This window comes from Fluviispira vulneris, assembly GCF_014281055.1.
Classification (GTDB): Bacteria; Bdellovibrionota_B; Oligoflexia; order Silvanigrellales; family Silvanigrellaceae; genus Silvanigrella; species Silvanigrella vulneris.
In genome coordinates this window covers 258,213-280,324 of record NZ_JACRSE010000005.1, presented here as the reverse complement: position 1 = coordinate 280,324, position 22,112 = coordinate 258,213, and the positions used below count along the sequence as shown (strand labels likewise).

The 22,112-nt window shown below is 32.1% G+C and carries 25 protein-coding genes; 16 read left to right on the top strand and 9 right to left on the bottom strand.

What is annotated here, in order from left to right:
- Window positions 1-51: 51 nt before the first annotated feature.
- The gene (locus tag H7355_RS12765; RefSeq protein WP_186648183.1) at window positions 52-999 is read left to right on the top strand and encodes a hypothetical protein; all 948 of its coding nucleotides are present in this window, start codon (window positions 52-54) and stop codon (window positions 997-999) included.
- A 302-nt stretch (window positions 1,000-1,301) separates the two neighbouring features.
- Here the strand turns inward: H7355_RS12765 and H7355_RS12760 are convergent, their stop codons facing one another.
- Window positions 1,302-2,513, bottom strand: a complete 1,212-nt coding sequence (locus H7355_RS12760; protein ID WP_186648182.1) for an FAD-binding oxidoreductase — start codon at window positions 2,511-2,513, stop codon at window positions 1,302-1,304.
- A 72-nt stretch (window positions 2,514-2,585) separates the two neighbouring features.
- Entirely contained in the window at window positions 2,586-3,653 is a 1,068-nt protein-coding gene (locus H7355_RS12755) for a 50S ribosomal protein L11 methyltransferase (protein WP_186648179.1), read from the bottom strand.
- Between the two features lie 43 nt (window positions 3,654-3,696).
- On the opposite strand from H7355_RS12755, the gene H7355_RS12750 reads away from it, so the two are divergent.
- Both H7355_RS12750 and H7355_RS12745 read left to right on the top strand, forming a co-directional pair.
- Window positions 3,697-4,689: a hypothetical protein gene (locus tag H7355_RS12750; RefSeq protein ID WP_186648177.1), complete on the top strand. Its 993-nt coding sequence runs from the start codon at window positions 3,697-3,699 to the stop codon at window positions 4,687-4,689.
- Between the two features lie 31 nt (window positions 4,690-4,720).
- Window positions 4,721-6,058, top strand: a complete 1,338-nt coding sequence (locus tag H7355_RS12745; RefSeq protein ID WP_186648168.1) for a rhomboid family intramembrane serine protease — start codon at window positions 4,721-4,723, stop codon at window positions 6,056-6,058.
- Window positions 6,059-6,113: 55 nt separating this feature from the next.
- Here the strand turns inward: H7355_RS12745 and H7355_RS12740 are convergent, their stop codons facing one another.
- The 3 genes from H7355_RS12740 to H7355_RS12730 all read right to left on the bottom strand — a co-directional run bounded on the left by H7355_RS12740 (window position 6,114) and on the right by H7355_RS12730 (window position 8,233).
- The gene (locus H7355_RS12740) at window positions 6,114-6,446 is read right to left on the bottom strand and encodes an HPF/RaiA family ribosome-associated protein (protein WP_186648166.1); all 333 of its coding nucleotides are present in this window, start codon (window positions 6,444-6,446) and stop codon (window positions 6,114-6,116) included.
- Between the two features lie 85 nt (window positions 6,447-6,531).
- The gene (locus tag H7355_RS12735; protein WP_186648164.1) at window positions 6,532-7,509 is read right to left on the bottom strand and encodes a universal stress protein; all 978 of its coding nucleotides are present in this window, start codon (window positions 7,507-7,509) and stop codon (window positions 6,532-6,534) included.
- A gap of 34 nt (window positions 7,510-7,543) precedes the next feature.
- Entirely contained in the window at window positions 7,544-8,233 is a 690-nt protein-coding gene (locus tag H7355_RS12730; RefSeq protein ID WP_186648162.1) for a tetratricopeptide repeat protein, read from the bottom strand.
- A gap of 266 nt (window positions 8,234-8,499) precedes the next feature.
- On the opposite strand from H7355_RS12730, the gene rpsP reads away from it, so the two are divergent.
- Both rpsP and rpsT read left to right on the top strand, forming a co-directional pair.
- Window positions 8,500-8,769: a 30S ribosomal protein S16 gene (rpsP, locus tag H7355_RS12725; protein ID WP_186648160.1), complete on the top strand. Its 270-nt coding sequence runs from the start codon at window positions 8,500-8,502 to the stop codon at window positions 8,767-8,769.
- Between the two features lie 138 nt (window positions 8,770-8,907).
- Window positions 8,908-9,180: a 30S ribosomal protein S20 gene (rpsT, locus tag H7355_RS12720; protein WP_130611712.1), complete on the top strand. Its 273-nt coding sequence runs from the start codon at window positions 8,908-8,910 to the stop codon at window positions 9,178-9,180.
- A 42-nt stretch (window positions 9,181-9,222) separates the two neighbouring features.
- Here the strand turns inward: rpsT and H7355_RS12715 are convergent, their stop codons facing one another.
- Window positions 9,223-9,684 (bottom strand): DUF4442 domain-containing protein, encoded by a 462-nt coding sequence (locus tag H7355_RS12715; protein ID WP_186648145.1) that lies wholly within the window; start codon window positions 9,682-9,684, stop codon window positions 9,223-9,225.
- 187 nt (window positions 9,685-9,871) lie between these two features.
- On the opposite strand from H7355_RS12715, the gene H7355_RS12710 reads away from it, so the two are divergent.
- From H7355_RS12710 to H7355_RS12680, 7 genes are all read left to right on the top strand, one after another.
- On the top strand, window positions 9,872-10,318 hold the full coding sequence (locus tag H7355_RS12710) for a DoxX family protein (RefSeq protein ID WP_186648143.1): 447 nt from the start codon (window positions 9,872-9,874) through the stop codon (window positions 10,316-10,318).
- Window positions 10,319-10,506: 188 nt separating this feature from the next.
- Window positions 10,507-11,490: a hypothetical protein gene (locus H7355_RS12705; RefSeq protein ID WP_186648141.1), complete on the top strand. Its 984-nt coding sequence runs from the start codon at window positions 10,507-10,509 to the stop codon at window positions 11,488-11,490.
- 155 nt (window positions 11,491-11,645) lie between these two features.
- Window positions 11,646-12,797 carry a citrate/2-methylcitrate synthase gene (locus tag H7355_RS12700; protein ID WP_186648140.1) on the top strand — a complete coding sequence of 384 codons (1,152 nt, stop codon included), beginning with the start codon at window positions 11,646-11,648 and terminating at the stop codon, window positions 12,795-12,797.
- Window positions 12,798-12,872: 75 nt separating this feature from the next.
- Window positions 12,873-13,682, top strand: coding sequence for an ATP-binding cassette domain-containing protein (locus H7355_RS12695; RefSeq protein ID WP_186648138.1), 810 nt, complete (start codon window positions 12,873-12,875; stop codon window positions 13,680-13,682).
- A gap of 307 nt (window positions 13,683-13,989) precedes the next feature.
- Window positions 13,990-14,397: a ParB N-terminal domain-containing protein gene (locus H7355_RS12690; protein ID WP_186648128.1), complete on the top strand. Its 408-nt coding sequence runs from the start codon at window positions 13,990-13,992 to the stop codon at window positions 14,395-14,397.
- A gap of 11 nt (window positions 14,398-14,408) precedes the next feature.
- On the top strand, window positions 14,409-15,491 hold the full coding sequence (locus H7355_RS12685) for a cysteine synthase family protein (RefSeq protein ID WP_186648126.1): 1,083 nt from the start codon (window positions 14,409-14,411) through the stop codon (window positions 15,489-15,491).
- Between the two features lie 27 nt (window positions 15,492-15,518).
- The gene (locus tag H7355_RS12680; protein ID WP_186648124.1) at window positions 15,519-16,733 is read left to right on the top strand and encodes an ATP-grasp domain-containing protein; all 1,215 of its coding nucleotides are present in this window, start codon (window positions 15,519-15,521) and stop codon (window positions 16,731-16,733) included.
- Window positions 16,734-16,787: 54 nt separating this feature from the next.
- Here H7355_RS12680 and H7355_RS12675 read toward each other — a convergent pair whose 3' ends face one another.
- The 3 genes from H7355_RS12675 to H7355_RS12665 form a co-directional block, all read right to left on the bottom strand.
- The gene (locus H7355_RS12675; protein WP_186648122.1) at window positions 16,788-17,231 is read right to left on the bottom strand and encodes a hypothetical protein; all 444 of its coding nucleotides are present in this window, start codon (window positions 17,229-17,231) and stop codon (window positions 16,788-16,790) included.
- A complete protein-coding gene (locus H7355_RS12670) occupies window positions 17,191-18,021 on the bottom strand; it encodes an MFS transporter (protein WP_186648120.1) in 831 nt (276 codons plus the stop codon). Before H7355_RS12670 ends, H7355_RS12675 begins: the two co-directional genes overlap by 41 nt.
- Before the next feature lie 1,090 nt (window positions 18,022-19,111).
- The gene (locus tag H7355_RS12665; protein ID WP_186648118.1) at window positions 19,112-19,471 is read right to left on the bottom strand and encodes a hypothetical protein; all 360 of its coding nucleotides are present in this window, start codon (window positions 19,469-19,471) and stop codon (window positions 19,112-19,114) included.
- Between the two features lie 314 nt (window positions 19,472-19,785).
- On the opposite strand from H7355_RS12665, the gene H7355_RS12660 reads away from it, so the two are divergent.
- The 4 genes from H7355_RS12660 to H7355_RS12645 all read left to right on the top strand — a co-directional run bounded on the left by H7355_RS12660 (window position 19,786) and on the right by H7355_RS12645 (window position 22,074).
- On the top strand, window positions 19,786-20,148 hold the full coding sequence (locus tag H7355_RS12660) for a hypothetical protein (protein ID WP_186648116.1): 363 nt from the start codon (window positions 19,786-19,788) through the stop codon (window positions 20,146-20,148).
- Window positions 20,149-20,187: 39 nt separating this feature from the next.
- Window positions 20,188-20,580, top strand: coding sequence for a hypothetical protein (locus tag H7355_RS12655; protein WP_186648114.1), 393 nt, complete (start codon window positions 20,188-20,190; stop codon window positions 20,578-20,580).
- A 141-nt stretch (window positions 20,581-20,721) separates the two neighbouring features.
- Complete coding sequence (locus H7355_RS12650) at window positions 20,722-21,087, top strand: group I truncated hemoglobin (RefSeq protein WP_222435717.1); 366 nt, start codon at window positions 20,722-20,724, stop codon at window positions 21,085-21,087.
- Between the two features lie 15 nt (window positions 21,088-21,102).
- Window positions 21,103-22,074 carry an FAD-binding oxidoreductase gene (locus H7355_RS12645; protein ID WP_186648110.1) on the top strand — a complete coding sequence of 324 codons (972 nt, stop codon included), beginning with the start codon at window positions 21,103-21,105 and terminating at the stop codon, window positions 22,072-22,074.
- Window positions 22,075-22,112 lie beyond the last annotated feature (38 nt).

Sequence of the window (22,112 nt, the reverse complement as noted above, 5' to 3'; positions counted from 1 at the left end):
AGATAAAAATGAAATAAATTTCATTTTTATCTATTTATATTTGAGGAGATTATGAAAAAAATATTGGTACTACTTTCATTGCTCTATGGACAATATGTTTCAGCACAAATAGAAAGTATAAAAGGTACATTTTTGCAAAAAGAAGTAGGGGTATTTACATTTAGCCCTACAGAAGGTAGTTTTTCTAATAATGAAATTGAAATAATTAATTCATGGTTGTTATTAAAAACTAAAACTATAGACAAGAATTTAAGATATGAGAATTTGAATCTTTATTATGATATTAAAAAAAATAGCTATGAAACTACCACGGGATGTTTTACAGACTGGTTTAACAGCTTAGATTTTGGAAATAGAATTCCACTTATGGCTTATTTCAGTAATACTGACTTCAAGAATTTAACGAATACACAAATACAAAATCTGTCAGATTCTTTTAATAAATATACAAATGATAACTTTGAAAATTGTCGTAAATCTCCTTTATTAAACGATCCATTATATATTAGCTTAGGATTGAATGAATATTTAAGTTATAAATTGCAAAATGTTTCATATGACGTTAGGTATGGAAATATCTTGGATAAAACATTTAAATCTATAACTCAGAAATTAAATTTAGACTCTGCAAAACTACTTAAATATTGGTTAGATTCTATTCAGAGTGAATTTATTTCAATAAATCCAGATTTAATTTATAATTTAATTAATAATTTAACAGTATCTAATCAGAATAGCCTAAATGAAACGGAGTTCACTTTTAAGTTCATTTCAAATACAAAAAAGTTTGATACGAATTTTATAAATATTATTGATAATGATGCTTTGGTTTATCCATATATAAAGGCTTCAAAATATATATTTGATGAATGCTCTGAGTCTAATAAATTTTTGTTATTAAAATGTAATTCAAGAAATTATCAAAAAACATTTTACTCTATGCAATTAAAACGGAGTAATGATAAATATTATAATGATATTTTTATATTTAAACTTTAAAATCTATTTTTATCATATGATTTAAGATATTTATGCGTAAAGAATTTCTAAATTTTATGCCGCTAATACTGAGCAAAAAAACGTCTATCTTTAGCTCTTATAAAAAATATATATAATCTATGATTAAAAATACTTAGGTTTGAATAATTTTGCTATTTTTTCTTTTGTTTTTACTCCAAAAACAAGTAAATAAATACCTATTAATATAAATATCGTAGCTAAAATTTTATAGAAACCCACATCTTCATTAAAAATAATATGGGAAGTTAAAAAACCAAATAAAGGTATGAGTAAAGAAAACACTAGTCATTATGCTTTTTAATAAATGCTGTCTGCAATCTGCGGGGGCGCAGTCTTGGATGTAGGTCAGGGCTTTTTTCATTTAAAATAAGATCGGTGGTGATTTTTGCTGCCCATGCGCCCGCAGGAAATCCTGTGGCAAGCCAGCCCGTGTTGCCTAGAACACGACCTAATTTTCCATATTCTCCCAGTAAGGGAAGTTCGTCACAGGGGTAACAGTCAGCTAATATTTTTTTTGTTGTTAAGTTAAATTTAAAAGTATTTTGAAAATCATTTACAGAAGTAAAACTAAGTTCTTTTGCAAAAATAGGAAAAACAATTTCCTGTTGAAATTTTTCAATATTTATAAAAGTTTTATCGGGAATTTTAGTCTCTGTTAAGTTAATACCCGCCCCTGCTCCTGGAAGTAAAAAGCGAGGACCAGAAATTCTTAAAGTAACTTTATCTTCATTTTGAATAAATGTTCCGCAAATATGTCCATTGGAAGCGCGAAATGAAATAGGTTCAATAGGAATTTTTTTATCTGTCTCTGCTTCATATTCGTATAAACAATCGCTCATAGGGATAAGATATTTTTCAAATTTAGCGATTAATTTTGCAATTTCTAAGCCATTTCCAAGAACAACAACTTCGCTCTCAATTGTTTTTTTATTATTGAGTTCAATAATGCATTTGTTTTGAGTTTCTTTTAATTGTATAGCTTTTGAAGGAATGACTGTTACTTTAAATTTATTCAAAGCACTTATAATATTTTTTTGCAATAATTTTTTATCTTTGCATAGCAGTGCTTTTTCATTTTCAAGATAGACACCATCCTGAGCAGTTTTCTGGAGAGAGAAACCAAGTTTTTGGGCTGTGACAAGCTCTTCTTTTTCAAAATCTTTCAAACCTATTCTCAGGCATTTGCTTGCAAGCCAATTCTCTCCATCACCCAGCAAAGGAAGCAGTTTTTCTTGAAAAAAATGAACGCCTTTGCTGCAAAAATCATTGAGATACAGAGCAACATCGTGCCCATGCGCCACGTCCGCCCGCGTGGGTGGGTCATTCAGAGTTGGCCAACAGGCACTGAGTGAGGATAAGAAGGAATCGATGGGGAGTGAATTTTCGGGAATAATAAGTCCCACCGACATATTTTGTTCAGCTAATAAGAGTGCGGTGAAACAAGCATAGGGGCCAGAACCAATGAGAGCGACATCGAATTGATAATCGGACATTCCTGTTTTCCTATTTTGTGCGACGAAAATCATCGCAGTCTGTGAATGAAACATCATCCTCAGTGTTTGCAGTTATTTGGTGCAAACTATTGAGCACCAATCGCCCATAGTGTGGGTTGCGAGGAAGTTCATATTTTTCTCTGCAAGATAAGCGAGAAAGTCCTCTCGCTCAGATACAAGTATACCAGATAAAATAACAATTCCTTTATCTGCGATATGCTCCCTAATAGAGGGCATTATAGCTTTTAAAGGTCTGCTTTGAATGTTGGCAATAATCAAAGCGAAATCGGTTTCTTTTATATCTTCAATGGGTGTGTTGGTGAACTGGATACCTACTGCATTGTTTGTTTGAGCATTGTCTTCAGCAATGCGCATGCAATCGGGATCGAGATCATTGGCAAAAATAAATTCAGCTCCTAACTTCTGTGCTGCTATGGCCAATATACCGCTGCCTGTTCCAACATCGAGTACTTTTTTTGGAATTTTATAATTGAGCATGGTCTCTAAACACAAGCGAGTGGTTTCATGTTGTCCAGTGCCAAAAGCCATTCCAGGATCTATGATAATTTTATGTTTTTGCGTGAAACTTTTACTTTGTTCCCAAGGAGGAATGATAGCAAATATATTTTGTACAAAAATAGGGCGGAAAGATTCTTTCCAGCTTTCTTTCCAGTCTTGATCCGCCAATTCTTGAATCATAAAAGTCTTTTCATCGAATGGGATATTTACCTTTGGAAATAAATGCATCAATGCGCTTTGAATAGAGAGCAGATATTCTTTATCATTGTTATATAAAATAACAGGAATATTATGAGCTAATTCGGAATAATAATCATGTTTGGGGTCCAGTGGGTTGTATTCGGCTTCGACATCGCATTCTAATGTCCCTAAGACAAAATCATGAATATCGAGCTCAGCAAATAATTCTGCAAGAATATCTTTATATTCCTCACTGATATTTATCTTTAACTCATAGCAAATATCGTTTTTTTCAGTCATTGAGATCTTAGGCCTTTCATTTGGTTTGATAAGTGTATCTATGCTTGTTCTGAACTTCGCTGGAGAAGTATGAACAAGTGAGCCATTCTTTGCAAAATTTTGTGTTATAGCTCTTGAGTGTAGATTATTCGTATCCCTCATCAATATCAGAGTCTGCCATACTCTGTTTTGTAGGAGAATTGAAGTGCTTTTGAGGACTGAGCGGAAAGAAATTGTAAATTTGCATAATTCAAAATGTCGCATAGTCGTTGGCGCGGGTGCTGTAGGGTTATTTTTAGCCCACACTCTCAAAATTGCATTTCCTCAAGATTCGCTTTTTATCCTGAGCAAATCTCGGACAGTTCATCCTCTCACAATTGAATATGTCGATGGGACAAGAATGCAAGAAGATTTGCAAGTTATGTTGCTAAGTGAAATCCCACATATTGTTTCTTCCAAAATAAAAAGTTCGAATATTTATTTTTACGTCACGTTACCACCTGAGTTTTCTGATCGAGTTTTTGAATATATTTTATTGATATCCAAAGAAATAGTTGAAGAGAAGATAATTACAATTATTTTTTTGAACAATGGACTTATTGATAAGAAGAAGATCGAGAATTTTCAATTAAAATTAAGTAAAAAGGTAGCCATAACGATTCAAGTAATAAGAGCTTTATTAATTGCAGGATATATGCGTACTCACGATGAGAAAGGAACTCTAGTGAAGAATACAGGTGGAAATAAAATTTTTTATGGAACTTATAAAAACGAATTTATTGACTCAAATATTATTTTTCCACAACTTTTTTATTCATGTATTTATGATAATGAAATTTTTATGAGAGAAAAAGCAAAATTTATAACCAATCTATTATTGGGTTTGATTATTAATAAAAATTTATTAGAAAATAGAAACGTTTTAAAAATAATTTCCAAAGATAAATTGGATAAAACGCTCGAAAGTTTTTGTAAATTATTTAGAGAAAATGAAGTAAAATATGAATTTATTCGAGAACAATTTATGAATACAGTGCATGAGACCGGAACAAATATAAATAGTATAAGTTATGCATGGTATCATGGAAATAGACAGACGATAGATTACTTTGTTTCTGAACTCAAGTCTGTTATGAGGAAAAGTAAAAATAAAAATGCAAAACATTTTATGAATGAAATTCTAAAAGAATATTATTGATACGTTTTATATCAGCTGTGGAAAGTTATTTATGATAAGTAAGAATAGAAGAAGGTTTTTATTTAGAAAATATAGTTTAGCTAGCTTTACGATCGTTGCTATTAATATCATATATTATCTTTTTATTTGCTCCCAGTCTGGAAATATTTTAACAAAAATAGTTCAAGGACCAGGCTACGATCTGTTGGTTGCTTATGGAGCTAAAGAAAATGGTTTGATAGCTTCTGGACAATTACAAAGACTTTTTTTTCCAATTTTTATGCATGCAAATCTCGTGCATCTTCTTGTTAATATGTTTGGCCTATGGTCTATTGGTCGAATTTTTGAAATGATAGCTGGACCGCGCAATTTATTTATTCTTTATCTTGTTGCAGGTATAACTGGAAATTTTTGCAGCTTTGCTTTGTTGCCACATTTATCTGTTGGTGCATCGGGTAGTTTATTTGGTTTGTTATTATGTTTATTTATTATTCAAAAATATGAAGAAAGACTGTCAAAACAATTTAAGCGACCTACTCAGGGAATGCAGTTTGGTAGAGTTTTGTTAGTAAACTTAGTATTAAATATTATTTTTGGTTTTTCAATTCCAATTTTTGACTGGGCTGCTCATTTAGGCGGATCGCTTGCTGGAATTCTTTTTGGATTTGCTTTAACGACAAGGCATAAATGGAATTTAAAATTTATTTTGTCGTCAGCAAATTCAGTGCAATTAAAGAAAAATTTTTTTGAAAGACATCAAATATATTATATAGGTATTATTCTATTAAATATATTGTTCTTAATGGCATTTTTTAATATTAAAAAATATCAAATCATCTATGGTAAAGCCATAGAGAGTGCTTCAGAAAATAAAAATATGGTCATGTCATATGAGGATTTACCTCAGTACGAAGATATTCTTGTTTCACAGAATGAAGAAACCAATCCTGAAAATATGCAGAATGATGCAATTTATTTACATGAAAATGGGTATTTTTTTGCAGCATTGAATTTATATGAAGTTTTATACTCTTTAAGTAAAGAAGGCTTCGGTTCTGAACAATTTTCCTCTGCTAACAACAAGGAACAACTCAAAACCGCAATTGAACTGGCGAAACAGGATCGCAAAGTAACAGAAAGTATGCAAAAATATGGCCATAAAAAGAGTTATAGTAAAAAAAATATTTCAGAAATTTGTGCTAAACCCGCTGCCCTTTACATGACCTTAGGCTTTTTCCAGATTTCAGGTAAATTATATGAATGTGCTTATTCACTTAATTTAGCAAATGATGAATATGCTTTAAAAGGGATAGAATCATTTCATTTAGCAGATGATACTCAAGGAATAAATCAGATATTATCAATTTTAAATTTAGCAGAGAAAAAATAAAAACTCAAAATAAATAAATATTTTGAGTTTTTATTATTAAGATATATTAGAAATATTACTCAGTATCTTGTGCATAAAAAATACTTCTGGAATCTTTATGGTGATCTTGCTTCTTAGCATGGCTTTTTTTCAATTGTTCCACAGCCTTTTTTGCGCATTGGTGAATGCTGTTATACATATCAGTTGATTTAACTGTAACATCTCCATTAAATGCGCCATCAACCCAAGTTAAATGGGCAATTTGTTCTTCCCGCTGTATAGATAAAGTCCATTTAGTTTTTATATGATTGAGTGCAATTGAATGCAGTTTGTCTCTAGATTCTGCTTCACAAGCTTCTTTTAGTGGCGTTGTAAGTTCGAAACCATGTGCTGCAACTTGAATTGGCATAAGACACTCCTTTGTGCAATAAAGTCAATGTGAAGAGTATATTATTTCAAAAATAATTGCCATAAAAAAAAATGAAATTTTATATCTAATTTTTTTGTGCTACTAAAAGAGGAACAAGACACGCTTCTTCAATCGAAGATGTTTTACTACCTAAGAAAAATCTTTTCAATGCACTTTCTCCTCTTGCTCCAATGATTAGCAAGTTCTTATTTTTATCTTTTTTTAGAAGTTTTAAAATATCGTCACCGACTCTGCCGACATCAATTTGAGTGCTAATATTCATAAAACCAGTTTTATTTTGTAAATTTTGTTTTATTTTTTTAATTTCTTCCGTTTTTTGCGATTTGATTTCATCTATCGTATCTGTTTGAATTTGTGATGGAATATAATCAATTGGAAAAATATGGGAAATATTCATGTCTAAATGGGTCGTTGTGGAGTCAAAAACGTGTAATAGCAAAAGTGGACAGTTTGCTTTTGCTGCAAATAATGCGGCCATTTCTTCTGCAAACTCACTTGTTTCGTTAAGAGCAGATGCGGCTAAAATCCCAATAGGAACCCATGAGCTCCACTCCTCACTTGATGGCATAATTAAAGTCGAAACTTTAGATTCAATTGCGATTTCTTTTGCGGGAGAACCAAATAATATTCTTTCCCAAAATGAACTCTGCTGTTTCCCAACAATAATAAGATCAATGTGATTGCTTTGCTCTTCCAAAATATCTATAGTAGCAGTGACTTCATTTTCAAGTTTAATTTTATATTCAATATTTTCAGGAATTTTCACATGAAATCTTTCTGAAATTTTTTTAAAATGATCATGAGTTTCCAATGTTTTTTGTTCTAAAAAAATTTTATATTCTTCACTCTGCGCAATATTATCTTTTGGTTGAACAACATCATCATTTAAAAATTTATTTGGTTCATGTAAATAATGTTGGCCACAACTGAGCACTGTCATTCTAGCATCAAACATCTGAGTGAGACGCATTGCTGCTAATTCCGCATTGATCGATACTTGTGAAAGATCTGTAACACAAAGTATATTTTTAATATTTTGCATATTTTCTCCATTCAATTTTATCTTAAACAGGTTTTTATAATTGAAGTTTTTCGGCTTCTTTGTGTTTACCTGTTGCGATTAGGATTTTTGCCAGCATGTTTTTTGCTGAAAAATTCTCTTTATCTCTAGCTAAAAGATGTTTTACTGTTTTTTCTGCAAAAGCAAATTCTTTGAGCTCAAATAGAATTTTAGATAATAACGTGATATATTCTATTGAATTTTGCTTTTTAGCAAGCACAGGGACGAGCAAGTTATATGCTTCTTTTAGTTTATGACTGCTAATAAGGGATTGAATCGCTTCACTCAGCATCCCTCCTTTTGCATATGAATAACTCTTTATGTATGAGCTGCGAATGCGCTCCTCTATAAGACTTTCATTTAAAGGCTTGAGAATAAAATTACTGTAAAGGCTTGTTTTAAGAAGTTTTATCTCTTCTTGATCCGCTTTGTCACAGATGGCAAGGCACGGCGGTGGAGGAAGAAATTTATGGCTCGCGTCGGGAAAGCGTGCGGGGAAAAAGCGGATTTTATCGATCGTTTTTAGATCTTCAACGACAAAATGGGGTTTAAATCCTTTTTTTGTAATAATATCAAGGCCTTCTGCGGTTGTGCGGGCGTTTTTGATCTCCCGTGCGCCACAGCGCCAGAGCGCCGCTCGGACAACCTCCTCAGTGCTGGGTGAGTCAGTAATGTAAAGAGCTTTTCCTAAGGTCTGTAAACTCACGGAGTCACCTCGATTTTTGAAATTATATCAAACCGTTGTGTAGCTTCCAAGCCACAGCTGTGTCCTTTCTTTTTCATGGGTGAAGTGCTTATTTTCTTGACTTTCATTCTATAAGAATTTATCAGAGGCAGTTGCTGTGCAAGATTGCATGGTTTTTTTCTGGCAACGCACCCTGTGCGAGCTTCGACCGCAGATATGGTATCTGTGGATCCTCACTCAGCAGCAAGTGCCCAATAGATGGCTTTGCCCATTTAGGAGTTTTTAATATGGCTCTCAAGTTTAGACTTCAGCGTTTTGGCTGTAAAGGTCGCCCTTTTTATCACGTAGTTGTTACAGACTCTCGTAATGCGCGTAATGGCCGTTTTATTGAGCGTGTTGGACATTACAATCCTATGCCTGAGCTTTCTGTTGTAGAACTTAAAACAGACAGAATGGCACACTGGTATGGCGTTGGCGCTCGTCCAACGAATACTGTTGCAAATCTTCTTAAAATTAAAAAAGTTGACCTTGCTGAGCTTGCAAAAAGCCAAGGTTAATTTCTTATATTTTATTGACTTAGGTTTCCGTAGCTCCTGAGTCATGTTTTTGGATGTTGGAATCGGTTCAAGCAAGTTTGTGTGCCAACATTCATTTTTCAAGCAGCACTTACTTATTTAAGCATATTGGAGCTTCACATGGCTAATCATATTTCTTCCGAAAAACGCGCTCGTCAGAGCGAAGTTCGTCGTCTTCGTAACCGTGCAAACATGAGCGCAATGAAAACAGCAACAAAAAAAGTTATTGAAGCTGTACAAAAAAAGGATTTCTCAAATATTGCAGAACTTCTTCGCGCAGCTCAATCTGTTATTGCTAAGACTCGCAAAAAAGGTACAATTCATAAGAACAATATGGCTCGTCGTATCAGCCGTTTGACTGCTTATGTAAATAAGGCTCGCAACGCTCAATAATGAACTGAGTGGTGATTCCTGTTAAAAAAGCTCCCAACACAATTATTTGTTTTGGGAGCTTTTTTTGCGTATATAGAGTGTTTTTTCAACTTCAGCAATTATATTGTTATTTTCATCATTAATAAAAATATTAAAAATGGGTTCCATTTTATTTCCATTCGCAGTTTTCTTACGTATTTCATCAATTTGTTCTTTGGTTATTAATATTTTAGCAAAGACTTTAGTTTCCGCTGGTTTTTTAAAATGAATCGTCGCTGATTTATCCCAAATAATATGATCATTACCTAGATGATGCATAAGTAACAAAACCAAAAATGGATCTGTCATTGAATAAAGAGAACCACCAAACTGTGTTCCTTTAATATTTTTATTCCAGAATTTAAATTTCATCTCGATATTTAATGATGTCATATCGTCAGATATGTTATTAATATAAACTCCTGCTCCTAAATATGGTGGCCAAAAGCGCATTAATTTTAGCATCGTTTTCATTTGTAATTTCATATTATGTCTTTCTAAATATGATATATTCCTTTAAAATTAACAATTTATTCCAAGTAAAAAATTAAATTAGGTTTGCATTTGATCTTTATCAGCAAACTGGTAATTTAAATTGTTTCACGTTTCTAGAAAAGAGTTATTGCGTACATATATGTTCTAATCGTTATGAATCAAAAGGAAAAGGAAGATAATGAAAAAAAGTATCGGTAAATTTATTTTTCAGACGAATTCAGAGTATTCAACACTTATTATGCGCGTTGCGCTTGGTTGCATGATATTACCCCACGGTCTGCAAAAAACCTTTGGCATATTTGGCGGAGGGGGATTTTCAAAAACATTGGAATATATGAACCAAGTGGAAGGTATTCCGCTTTTTTTCGCCTTTTTAGCCATTTTGGCAGAATTTCTAGGAGGTTTAGGTCTGATATTTGGGGGAGTAACACGTGTGGCTGCATTTGGAGTGGGTTCTGTGATGGCAGTCGCAATGTATATGCATATCTCAAATGGTTTTTTTATGAATTGGTCTGGCTCAAAAACAGGTGAGGGGTTCGAATTCTTTATTCTTGCTATTGGTTTATCGCTTGCACTTATATTAAAAGGCGGTGGAGCATTATCCATTGACAGAAAACTCAGTTGATGAAAAACTTTTAAAGAATTTCAGATTTTGAATTTTTTCTAAAAAAAAACTTTTAAACAATTATAAATATTAAAAGCAAATCCTACCCACTTAACTTGTTGTTAAAATATTATTGACTTTATTTTAATCTAAAATATTATCATATTGATTTTGTGAATCACCGCAATGAAAAAATGAGTTAACTAAATATGACTATGAATGTATCTCGAAATCTATTGAAAAATGAACGACCTCAAGCACCTATTCTTATTTTCGACATAGAAACCGTTCCTGATATACCATTATTATTCCTTAATTATCAAGACAGACTCGAAAATAAATTTGTTTTTAATGAAGAGTCTCATTGGAATGATAACGCAAAACTTGAAGAGATAAAATCGCAGACTAAAATTGATTTCCCTCAAACAATTTATCATTGTGTGCTCTCTATTTGTGCTATCTTTATCGATCCAGAAACATATCAAATTATGGATGGATTTAAGCGAACTATCAGAAACGTTGAGAGTTATAGTGAATTAAAAGAAGCAGAGAAAAACATCCTAAAAGAGTTTTGGGCTTTTTCTATAAAACATCAAGATTTTCATAAGTATTGGTACGATCAGACCATGAATGATCGTTATATGAGTGATTACCAAAGAAACAAATTAAAAAAATTACCTGTTACATTCTGTGGATATAATATTTCTAATTTCGATTTAATGGTTATAGAGCAAAGAAGTCTCATTCATTTTATAACGTGTCCAATTGATGATTATGTAAAAAATCTTGGAAATGATTCTTATCGTTATAAATATGCATCTGATAAAGTCTTCGATCTTATGAGCTTTGTTTCAAACTTTGACAATAAAAATGCACGCATTGGCTTAGATATTCTTGCGCAATCGATGGGACTTGCTGGAAAATTAAGTGGTATGGATGGTTCACAAGTAGCATCGGAATTTTACATTAATAAAGCATCAGATAAAATAGAGGAGTACTGTGCAATTGATGTTTTAATTTCATACGGCGTATTTCTTGCTATCCAAAAATTTAGGGGAATTCTTTCAGAAGATCGATTTAAAGAATGTCTTATATGGTTCGAAAAATGGCTTTTAAAAGAAGGAAAACCAAAAAGTTATCGGGATTTAGCAATAGAAAGTGCTAAGTATTTTAAATATGCAAAAAATGCTTAAGACTTTCCAGGAAGAGCCGATAGTTGTGTGTGCGTACCGACAGGAGTATAGAGAATCAAGAGTACGTAAGCCATTCTGTTTTGGAGTTTCGTATTTCTGCTTCGCTACGATTATTTTAAAGTATTTTATATTTCATAATTTCGGAGGATATTTTTATGGCTGAAGATCTCGGATTTTCGAAAGGACTTGCGGGAGTGGTTGCTGATGCAACATCTGTGAGTCAAGTTCAAGGTGAAGACGGGCGCCTTATTTATCGAGGAATTTCTATCGAAGAATTAGCTGAAAAATCAACATATGAAGAATGTGTTTATTTTTCTCTTTATGGAAAAATGCCTACTAAAAATCAATTGACAAAGTTTAATACAGAATTAAGACACAATCGCGTGTTACCAAAAGCTGTGGAAGCTGTGATAGCTGCTGCACCGCGTTCTGCTCACCCAATGGCTGTTTTGCAAGCTGCAGTGGCTGCAATGGGTTTTGATGAACAACCTGTTAACTTAAAAAACGAAGATGCAAATATACACAACGCAATCAAAATTATCAGCCAATTGGCAACAGCTGTTGCGCATATTTCGCGTGATCGGCGTGGGCTTTCACATATTCCACCAAATACTGAAATGTCTCATGCTGAAAATTTCTTGTATATGCTCCATGGTAAAGTACCAAACAAAGAAGAAGCGCGTATTTTTGATGTTGCCTTGATCCTTCATCTTGATCATGACTTCAATGCTTCTACTTTCTCTGCACGTGTGGTTGCATCTACTGAAGCTAAACTTTCACTTTCTATTTCAGCAGCCATTGGAGCTCTTTCTGGGCCTTTGCATGGCGGAGCAAATGAAAAGGTTCTTGAAATGGCAGATGGAATTGGTGCGCCAGAACATGCAAAAGAATGGGTATTGAACGCGATTGCGACAAAAGCAAAAGTTATGGGATTTGGTCACCGCGTATACCGTACAATGGATCCGCGTGCAAAAGTTTTACGTGGTATGCTTGAAAAACTTGTTGCTACGAAAAGCGATAAAAGCACGTATGAAACTCTTAGAATTGTCCATGACACTATGATTGAAGAGCTAGGTAAAACTTCAAAAGACTATATTTGGCCAAACGTAGATTTCTGGTCAGGTTCACTTTATCGCCTTATGGATATTGATTCTATAGATTTTACTCCTATTTTCGCAGTGTCTCGGGTTGCGGGTTGGTCGTCGCATATTATTGAAATGTGGCGTGACAACCGCATTTATCGTCCATCTGCAAAATATGTTGGACCAACTGATGCAAAGTACCAAGATATAAAAAATAGAAAATAAATATTGAGTTTTTTATTCTTTTGCTAAAATAAGATTGGTAGGATTTTTCCTGTCAATCTTTTTTTTGGAAAAAATATGTCAGATAATAATTTTAAAATGAATGAGCCAGCAATATTCTTTGATAAATACTCTTTATCAGTTGGTTTTATCTCACCTATCCGTGAACTTTCTTTTGCAATTCATGAAGGTGAATCAGTTGCAATCATTGGACCAGCGGGTTCAGGTAAGAGTATGGTTTTATCCATTATAGCTCAGTTTTTATGGGAAATTGATGATAAGTTCTTATTAAACTCATTAAAACAGAGCGGTCATTTAAAAATTCTGGGTATACCTCTTGGTGGTGATAAACCATCTGTCAATACATTAAAAAAAATATATCCAAATGTTGCGCTTGTTTCTGAAAAAAGTGCGTGGCTTCCTGTGTCAATCGCAGAAAACTTTGCTTTATCTCAGAGTTTAATGGGGGCTGAGCATATTCTCGACTTCCACGAATTGATTGAAAATTTACCTATTTCACAGCATAATAAAGCACAAATTGATTCCCTAGCTGAGCTTTTGCCAAGTCAGGTTGAAGTGCCCTTTTTGCAGCAACTTTCAATTATCCGAGCACTTATTCGTAAACCTAAAATACTTTTGTTAGATGACGCTTTTTTAAGAATGGATCCTGTATTGTTAAAGCAAACAGAAAATTTAATATTAAATATGAGCGAAAAATCAACTCTCGTCTGGGCTACAAATGATCTCTTTCAAGCAAGCCGCGTAACAGATTGGACTCTGTTTATGCGGCATGGAACAATGGTCGAGTACACAAGAACAGCACAATTCTTTACTAATCCTTCCACTCGTGATGCTGAAAACTTTATTGCAGGACGTGATGAAGTTTAAGCCTTTTCATTAAATATATTTTATTTTTAAAAATAATTTTATAAAATTATAATTTAGTAATATCTTTCTTTAGTATATTTATAGAAATTCAATCTTATTTTTACACACATTTAACTCGAATAACACTAGTTGAAAAAAATTTGCAATTAAATAAAGTAACAGTTTTTTGATGGTAAAATTTTAAAAATAAATTGACATAATTTTTTTTATGTAGTAATTACAAACCAGAGTTACAATTTTAATTATATGATTCACGTCATCATCTCTTTCCGATATTATAATTTTAATTATTAGAGGAAAAAAGATTATGCATCAAACCAAAGATGTCACGCTCGAATTAATTGAAACAGAAAAATTAATCCCACATGAAAACATAGATAATGATATTATTTATTTTTTATCATCTAAAATTTTAATAGATGGAATTTGGACATCTCCTGTGGTTATAGATAAAAAAACACATATAATAATGGATGGGCATCATAGAGTTGAAGCAGCTAAAAGAATGGGGGTAAAAAAAATTCCGTGTTATGTAATGAATTATGGGGAAAAATATATTGACGTTTTAAATTGGAATACAAATGAAAAATTTGATGTAAATAGTATCTATGAAACAGTTCTTATTGGAAAAAAATTTCCAGTTAAAACGACTCGGCATGTGTTTTTAATCCCGCTTTATAATGTAAAAATAGACTTAAATATACTAAGTATATAGGATAAATTATAATGAATATATTAGAATGCACAGGGAATACTCCAATTGTAAATATCGAGAAAATAAATAAATTTTGTGGAACCAATGTTCAAGTAAAATTAGAAAAAACAAATCCTGCTGGAAGCATAAAAGATAGAGCTGCTAAATATATAATTGACTATGCTGAAGAAAATAATTTATTAAAACCTAGAGGAACAATTATAGAATCTTCATCTGGAAATTTTGGGATCAGCCTAGCTATGATAGGTGCAGCTCGTGGTTATAAAGTTATTATTCTCGTCGATCCAAAAGCGACAGATGTAAATGTTGGATTAATAAAAGCCTATGGAGCTGAAGTTATTGTAGTCGATAAAAAAGATGATGCGGGATCTTACCATAAAACAAGAATTCAACTTGCCAATGAACTTGCACGGAAAATTGAAAACTCTTATCGACCCGATCAATGTTTTAATATTCTCAGTTCAATCGCTCATAAAGAAACAACTGCAAAAGAAATTTTTGAACAAACTCAAGGTGAAATTTCGGGGGTGGTTGCAGCTGTAAGTACAGGTGGGCAGATAGGAGGAATTGCAGAATACTTTGCAGAAAAATCAACAAAATATTATATAACTTGTGTTGATGCTTACGGGTCATCTATTTTTGGTGGTGAGTCGCATTCATATAAAATACCTGGTGTTGGATTGAGCTGGACTCCAAGAAATATTAAGAATGTAAATAATATTGATTATGTTTATCGGATTCGTGATGAAGATTCATATATTGCTGCACGGATACTCTGTAGAAATGAAGGAATACTTGTGGGGGTATCTTCGGGGGCTGTTTTACTTACTGCACTCAAACTTTCACAAGAAATTCAAAATAAAAAACCTTTAATAGCTATTCTTGGTGACAGTGGAGAAAGATATTTAAACACTTTATTTAATGATGAATGGCTCAAAGAAAATGATATTCCCCTTGATTCAAATTTAGAATTGCTTTATAAGCTACTAAGTTCCATTGAAGATCCACAGGTAAGTCCAAATATCGTTGAAAACTATCGCGATGATCTCATAGATTCACTCAGTGTTCCTAAGACAACTATGACACATTTTTAATATATATTAAAATAAATAGGTAATGCTATGAAAAAAAATCTTGTTCTGTTTGAAACTTTGCATACAGGTTCTGGGCTTGAGATTATAAAAGCAGCCAAAAGCAAAGGTATCAAAATTCATTTTGTAACAGCTGAAATTTCTTGGTTTGAAAATAATTGCCCAGCAGAATTGGCTGAAGGAATAAATATTATTCAAGTAGACTGGCAAAAGACATCGGTGCGAGATGAGTATTTAAAATTAGCGCATGAAGAAGAAAAATTCGCATTGTTCACTCAACGAGATGCATTTGTCGAAGCCGTTGCAGAAGTTGCAGAAGAATTGAAGTTGAATTTTACTTCTAGCAAAGCTATGAAAATTGCTCGTAATAAAGAAATCATGCGAGACTTCTTTTCACAAACATTGATTCCTTCTCCTAAATATTGTTATATCAATACAAAAGAAGAATTGTTTCATTCACTCAAGTCTTTAGCATTCCCTTTTGTAGCAAAACCAACAAAAGGTTCGGGTAGTAAAGATGTAATAATCATTCATAACGAAACAGATCTATCAATGCTGGATAAATTTTTTAATAATGAAACAAAAGCAAATTTATTATTAGAAGAGTTTAAACTGGGTCGAGTTGTTTCAGTTGAAAGTTTTACGAATAATGGCAAACATCATATTTTAGGTGTTACAAACAGACTGATGGGACCACAGCCATATTTTGTTGAACTTGGCTATGCATTTCCTTGCCGTTACGAAAATATTTTACAAAATAAACTTGAAGAATATACTAAATTTATTCTCGATAAAACTGAGTATAAATTTGGCTACAGTCATATTGAATATATTTTGGGGAAAGACGAAGTTTATTTGGTAGAAATAAATGCTCGCTTAGGCGGTGGACAGCTTGGGAAGTTAATGTCTCATAGCTTAAACCAAAATGTCTATGAACTGTTAATTGAAAATTTATTTGAATGGAAAGAGATAGAATTAGATTATAATAATATGAAAGGTGCTGCCTGCTATACAGTCTATTCACAAAAACCGGGTGTGATAGAAAGTATAAAAGGAATGGAATTGGCCGCATTATTTCCAAATGTTTTGCAAGTGATACCTGGGCTCAAAGTAGGTGACTACGCAAAAGAAACAAACGATATGATGGGGCAAGTTGCCCAAGTGATTGCTACAGGAAATACTCCAGAAAATGCTTTGATTTCTGCCCACTCAGCTGCGACTTCAATCGTTGTTGTAGTGAAGTAATTAAAAAATTTCTATGTATTATCTAAATTAATAAATATATTTATTTAAATAATTTTATTTTAAAGGAGTCTGTAGCATTTCTAACTTTTCTTTATTATAAAGAGGTGACTTTAGGCCAATCACCGCAGATGTAAAACAAATAATAGCACTTATAAATGATATTTCTTGATAGGTATAATTTATCTGCATGAAATATCCAGCAATTATAGACGATATAAGTATAGCCATGAAAGAGATCATTCGTGTGATAGATATCACTCGCCCAAGATAAAATTTGGGGATTAATTTCTGTCGTAGCGTGAAAAAACAAACGATTATTATAGAGATAACGCATACATTTGTGCCCGATAGAAAGGCCAAGGCATAGATAGATTTTAAATTCAAGCTTGCAATAACAAGGAGTATAACTCCATTGAAAAAGCTTCCACCAAGCAGAACGACACCATAGCTAAACATTTTAATTATTTTTTGTGCAAGCAAAGAACCAGCAATTCCCATTGCACCTATAATGGATAATGGAATAGGAAACTCCCAAGTCGAAGGCTTGGGCAGAGAATTTATTTTGTAGAATAAAACTGAGATTGCAATTGATTAAATTGATAGCGGAATTGAGAAAGAAAAAGAGGATTGAGCAAGAGAAAATGACTTTATTTTTTGTTGTGTATATGAAACCATCTGCAATATTTTGGAAAATCTTTTTAACAGCAAGCATATTTTTATTCTGCTTTTCACTTTTATATTTAATCGATAGAACGCAAATAAAAGGGATGAAAAATGGTATGACTGTCAGCATAATAATCACTTCTATTTGATAGGCTGCAATTAATATTCCACTAAAAATAGGGCCATAGGCAGTCATCAAATTGTCTGCAGACGAGAGCATTGAATTTGCTTTGACGAGATCTTTGGGCTCAACGATTGAAGGGAGAAAACTTTGAAATGTGGGATGATACATGGGAGGAATCGATGCAATTAAAAAAATGATGACATAAAAAAGAATGAAATTTTGCACTCCTGAAGATATATATATTGCAAAGATAATCGAAAAAATAAAACCAAAAAAATCACCAAAAATTAATATTTTTCTTTTGTCAAAACTATATGCGATGGCACCACCAAAGGGACTAAATATTAAATAGGTAGTCATTGTCAAAGCATATGTAAGTGCCGTGTTAAAAGATGATGCAGTTAATTTATAAACAAGCATGGGCACTGCTAAGCGATAGAGCCAATCAGCAGTTAACGAAAAGGTGTAACCTGTCAGGAGAAAATAAAAGTTTTTTGTCATATAATATTGCTTTCAAGTAAATAGATACTTTCTTTTGGAGAAGGTTTTTTTAAATATATTATTTTTATAAGCAAGTAAAGATATTTTAATTTAATATTGAATTTTAGTAAAAAATATCCTTAAATTTAATAGAAAGAATGTCGATTAATTTAAAAATTATTGCTATCAATATTTTCCTTCATTTATGATAATTTTTTTTACAATTAAAAATATTAAGGTCTTTTTTATGCGAATTCTTTGTGTGTTTTTTTGTTTATTTACGAGTCAGTTGACTTTTTATTCAAGTGTTTTTGCTAAGGGGTACAGAACTTCCTCGAAAGATTTTATACATTTAAAAGAGAATAATCGGTCAGAAAGAGTTGAATTGATCTCGGCTTCAAAAGATCTAATTACAATTAGTTTTCCTAAAAGATTTGACATTGATCTATTAGCATAAAACGATGAAGTTAATGAAAATAAAGCTATAATTGTCATCTATACTATTGATGGACCAAAAGTAAAGGAGCAAAATAATGAATTTAGTATAAGTTTAAAATTTGTAACAATAGATGGAAAATATCAAATTGCAAATAAAGAATTAAAGCATATAAATAATTCATTTGTTATGTGTGAATTTCATTTTAATTTAAAAAAGAAAGGGAGGAGATTTTTAAGAATGAATCGAATTATTTAAATGTTAGATTTAAAAGGCATGGAAGAGATTATCAAAAAAATAAATCAAATAAAATCGTAGTAAAAAAAATAGGAAATTATCATCGCAAAAATGAGCAATTAAACTCAAATAATTTAAAACTTGGTGCTGCTGTCGGTGATGCAGGATAAGTGGAGGCAACTGGAGTGTATGTTGCTGAAAATGAATTAGTGCGAAGTCATCTGGCGCGGGAAAATGTTGTGCAGGTTGCTCTAAGCTTTTAGCCACATGTGGATAGACAGGAGGATGAAATTTGTCTCAAGAATCATTTAAATATATTTTGAGAGCAGAGATTGATTCCAGCAATCAATGACATGAGATTATAAAAGAATCATCAAAGAATTCATAATTTTTGTAGCTGAACTTGCTTATATATATTTCTTTTAAAACGCTTTACTTTTAATTGGACTCTACCGAAAATGCATACCATGAGGATGTGAAACTATCAGCAGGTTGAATAAACTCATCTTTTTCGCAATAGCTAATTATTCTTTTATATTCACTTGAATTAATAACAAAAACATAGGTAAATGGATCATAACTAACGCCATATATTATCTTTACTTCGCGTTCGACTGTTTTCCAATAACCTGTTGCGGTTACGTAATTATTGTTTGTATCTACTGCCCACCTCCAGCTAGAACGAGCGTTAACTGGAGAACAGAAGACATATGTATTCGTTTTTGGAATTTTAGACTCTTTGGAAAATGCTGGGAAAGCTAATATCGAAGAAAATATAATAAATACTTTTTTAAGCATAAAAAAATTCCTTTTTATTAATTAGAGATATTTGAACTATTACAAATATCCTTTTTTAACTTATATAAAATTATAATTTAAATCAAATATTGGTTATGATGGGCTTATTAGTTAAGAGGCTATATTTATAAAATAGGAATTAAAAATCCATTTTATATTTTATAGGTAGAGTAAAATTTTATTTAGAATAATTACATTTAGCTATTGATTTTTTAACAAAAAAAATTTATCTATTATTCTAGTCCCCTAGTTTGTTTTAATAGTTCGATTTAATAGTTTATCAATAAAATTTAATATTTTTATCTCGGGTGAATATGAAAAAAATATTTTTAATTATTTTATTCCCGTCACTTATTTCAATTGCCGATATAGCATGTGCAGGTGAAACTTATGTTTATTGTGCTGATGAAAATAAAAATTGGCATTGGTTATCTGGAGGAACAATAACTGTCTCTGGCTATTGGGACACGGCTTCTGTTAGACGAGGATTGTATTTTAATTACTTTATTATTACAAAAGGACTAGATGAAGTAAAAGCTTTAAGAGATAAATGTGTTAATGAATTCGGATCGAATTATATTTTTGCGCAGCCTGCAGACTCGAGTCTGCAACGATGGAGTCTTTTTGCTATAAATGATGATACTTTTGTTAGTGGAATTGTTACCTTTCTATCATAATTAAAAATTGAATATTCTTTTTAAAAAAAGGGAAATTATATGAGTCGATTTAAAATGTCGATAATATCAGTAATTATCTGTTTACCCTCAGTTAATCTATTTGCAAAACAACGAATTTCGAGCACATATATTTTCTGTGCTTACAAAAATAATAATATGCATTGGAGATGGGCGGTTAATGAGAAGAATGAATATGTAACTATTAAAGGGTATTGGAAAAAAGTTCTAGAAAAAGACATAGCTTCTTCGCAGCGAAGTGATGTTGCAAATTATTCGCATATATTTGATTTCAATCTAATTACTTTTGTTTTTGTTACTACCTATGCTGAATATTATAGAGTGCAAAGATATTGTCATAAAGATGAAGTTATGCAACCTGCTGATAAGGCATCTTCAAATTGGTACGGATTCGAATTTGTGAAAAATTTTTAATTTTTGATATATATTAATGCAAATGAAAAATTCTCTGGCGAGACTTGCGATCAAGTTTCTAAAGATGTATTTAAAATACATCTTTAGAAACTATTTGCTAAAGATTCAGCAATGACCAATTTATTTACGTCGGAGAATGAAATGAATAGTTTTTATGAGCAAGTGGGCGGTGAAAAAGCAATGGAAAAAGCAGTTAATGTTTTTTACCGCAAAGTTTTAAAAGATCAAACAATCAAACATTTTTTTAATGACATTGACATGAATAAACAGATGCAGAAGCAAAAAGCTTTTTTCACTTTGCTTTTTGATGGTCCAAATAATTATACAGGGAAAGATTTAAAGACGGGTCATGAACATCTCGTTAAACGCGGTTTAAACGATTCGCATTTTGATGCAGTCTTATCACATTTACAAAGTACTTTTATTGAACTTTCTATTCCGGATGAAATTACAAATACACTGAGTGCTAAGGCAGAAGCAGCAAGAGCTTTGGTGCTTGGAAAATAACGCAAAGGGATAGTCATGGTTGCAATCATTTATAATGGGAATAATTATCAGCTAAAGGAGCAACAGACAGTTCTGGATTGTTTGTTGGAAAATAATGAAAGCATACCTTATTTTTGTAAAAGTGGACTTTGTCAAAGTTGTACAATGGAAATTGAGCAAGGAGATATTCCTTTAAATAGTCAACTGGGGCTTTCAGAAGCAGAGAAAATGCAGGCGCATTTTCTTCCTTGTTTATCTAAACCAACTCAGGATATTTTTATAAAAAATTGTAATGATAGCAAAAAAAAATTTGAATGCATTGTTCAAGAAAAAATAATTCTAGCTACTGGTATTATTATTTTAAAAATAAAGCATCCGCTTGATTATCATTTTTTTCCAGGTCAGTATGTTAATATAATAAAACCTACTGGTGAAATGCGTTGTTATTCTATTGCGAGTTTACATAGTGAAATATGTGAAATTGAACTGCATATAAAGCTTTATGAACAGGGTAAGTTAACGGAGTGGCTTTTCAATGAAATTCATATTGGTGATTCCCTTTTTATCTCTGAAGCGCTTGGTCAGTGCTTTTACTCTAAAGAAGCTCGAGAAAAAAAATTGCTTCTAATCGGTGTTGGAACGGGTCTTGCACCTTTAATTGGAATTGCTCGCCAAGCATTGTTTGAAAATCATTTGAACGAAATTCATTTGATCCAAGGTGGCTTAAATAAGCATTCATTGTATGCAAATCAAATTTTATGCGAATTAAGTTTAAATAATAAAAATTTTAATGTACATACGTGTATTTTACAGGATGAGGATAATCCAGAGAATACGAATGATATATGTTCTTATGTTGAGGAATACTTTCCAGACTTAACTAATTGGAAAGTATATATTTGTGGGAACAATGATTTTGTTAACAAAACTCAAGAACTCGTTTTTTTATCTGGTGCGGATGGTGCAAACATTCATTCTGATATATTTGTAGTTTCGAGCTTAAATTAAGCAAGACGGTCTTCTCCTTATGGGGCAAGAAATTGAAT

Bases quoted from the DNA above. Each gene is read 5' to 3' on its own strand.
- H7355_RS12765 (WP_186648183.1), top strand. From the start codon at position 52: ATGAAAAAAATATTGGTACTACTTTCATTGCTCTATGGACAATATGTT.
- H7355_RS12760 (WP_186648182.1), bottom strand. From the start codon at position 2,513: ATGTCCGATTATCAATTCGATGTCGCTCTCATTGGTTCTGGCCCCTAT.
- H7355_RS12755 (WP_186648179.1), bottom strand. From the start codon at position 3,653: ATGAGGGATACGAATAATCTACACTCAAGAGCTATAACACAAAATTTT.
- H7355_RS12745 (WP_186648168.1), top strand. From the start codon at position 4,721: ATGATAAGTAAGAATAGAAGAAGGTTTTTATTTAGAAAATATAGTTTA.
- H7355_RS12740 (WP_186648166.1), bottom strand. From the start codon at position 6,446: ATGCCAATTCAAGTTGCAGCACATGGTTTCGAACTTACAACGCCACTA.
- H7355_RS12735 (WP_186648164.1), bottom strand. From the start codon at position 7,509: ATGCAAAATATTAAAAATATACTTTGTGTTACAGATCTTTCACAAGTA.
- rpsP (WP_186648160.1), top strand. From the start codon at position 8,500: ATGGCTCTCAAGTTTAGACTTCAGCGTTTTGGCTGTAAAGGTCGCCCT.
- rpsT (WP_130611712.1), top strand. From the start codon at position 8,908: ATGGCTAATCATATTTCTTCCGAAAAACGCGCTCGTCAGAGCGAAGTT.
- H7355_RS12715 (WP_186648145.1), bottom strand. From the start codon at position 9,684: ATGAAATTACAAATGAAAACGATGCTAAAATTAATGCGCTTTTGGCCA.
- H7355_RS12710 (WP_186648143.1), top strand. From the start codon at position 9,872: ATGAAAAAAAGTATCGGTAAATTTATTTTTCAGACGAATTCAGAGTAT.
- H7355_RS12705 (WP_186648141.1), top strand. From the start codon at position 10,507: ATGACTATGAATGTATCTCGAAATCTATTGAAAAATGAACGACCTCAA.
- H7355_RS12700 (WP_186648140.1), top strand. From the start codon at position 11,646: ATGGCTGAAGATCTCGGATTTTCGAAAGGACTTGCGGGAGTGGTTGCT.
- H7355_RS12695 (WP_186648138.1), top strand. From the start codon at position 12,873: ATGTCAGATAATAATTTTAAAATGAATGAGCCAGCAATATTCTTTGAT.
- H7355_RS12690 (WP_186648128.1), top strand. From the start codon at position 13,990: ATGCATCAAACCAAAGATGTCACGCTCGAATTAATTGAAACAGAAAAA.
- H7355_RS12685 (WP_186648126.1), top strand. From the start codon at position 14,409: ATGAATATATTAGAATGCACAGGGAATACTCCAATTGTAAATATCGAG.
- H7355_RS12680 (WP_186648124.1), top strand. From the start codon at position 15,519: ATGAAAAAAAATCTTGTTCTGTTTGAAACTTTGCATACAGGTTCTGGG.
- H7355_RS12675 (WP_186648122.1), bottom strand. From the start codon at position 17,231: ATGGGAATTGCTGGTTCTTTGCTTGCACAAAAAATAATTAAAATGTTT.
- H7355_RS12670 (WP_186648120.1), bottom strand. From the start codon at position 18,021: ATGACAAAAAACTTTTATTTTCTCCTGACAGGTTACACCTTTTCGTTA.
- H7355_RS12665 (WP_186648118.1), bottom strand. From the start codon at position 19,471: ATGCTTAAAAAAGTATTTATTATATTTTCTTCGATATTAGCTTTCCCA.
- H7355_RS12660 (WP_186648116.1), top strand. From the start codon at position 19,786: ATGAAAAAAATATTTTTAATTATTTTATTCCCGTCACTTATTTCAATT.
- H7355_RS12655 (WP_186648114.1), top strand. From the start codon at position 20,188: ATGAGTCGATTTAAAATGTCGATAATATCAGTAATTATCTGTTTACCC.
- H7355_RS12650 (WP_222435717.1), top strand. From the start codon at position 20,722: ATGAATAGTTTTTATGAGCAAGTGGGCGGTGAAAAAGCAATGGAAAAA.
- H7355_RS12645 (WP_186648110.1), top strand. From the start codon at position 21,103: ATGGTTGCAATCATTTATAATGGGAATAATTATCAGCTAAAGGAGCAA.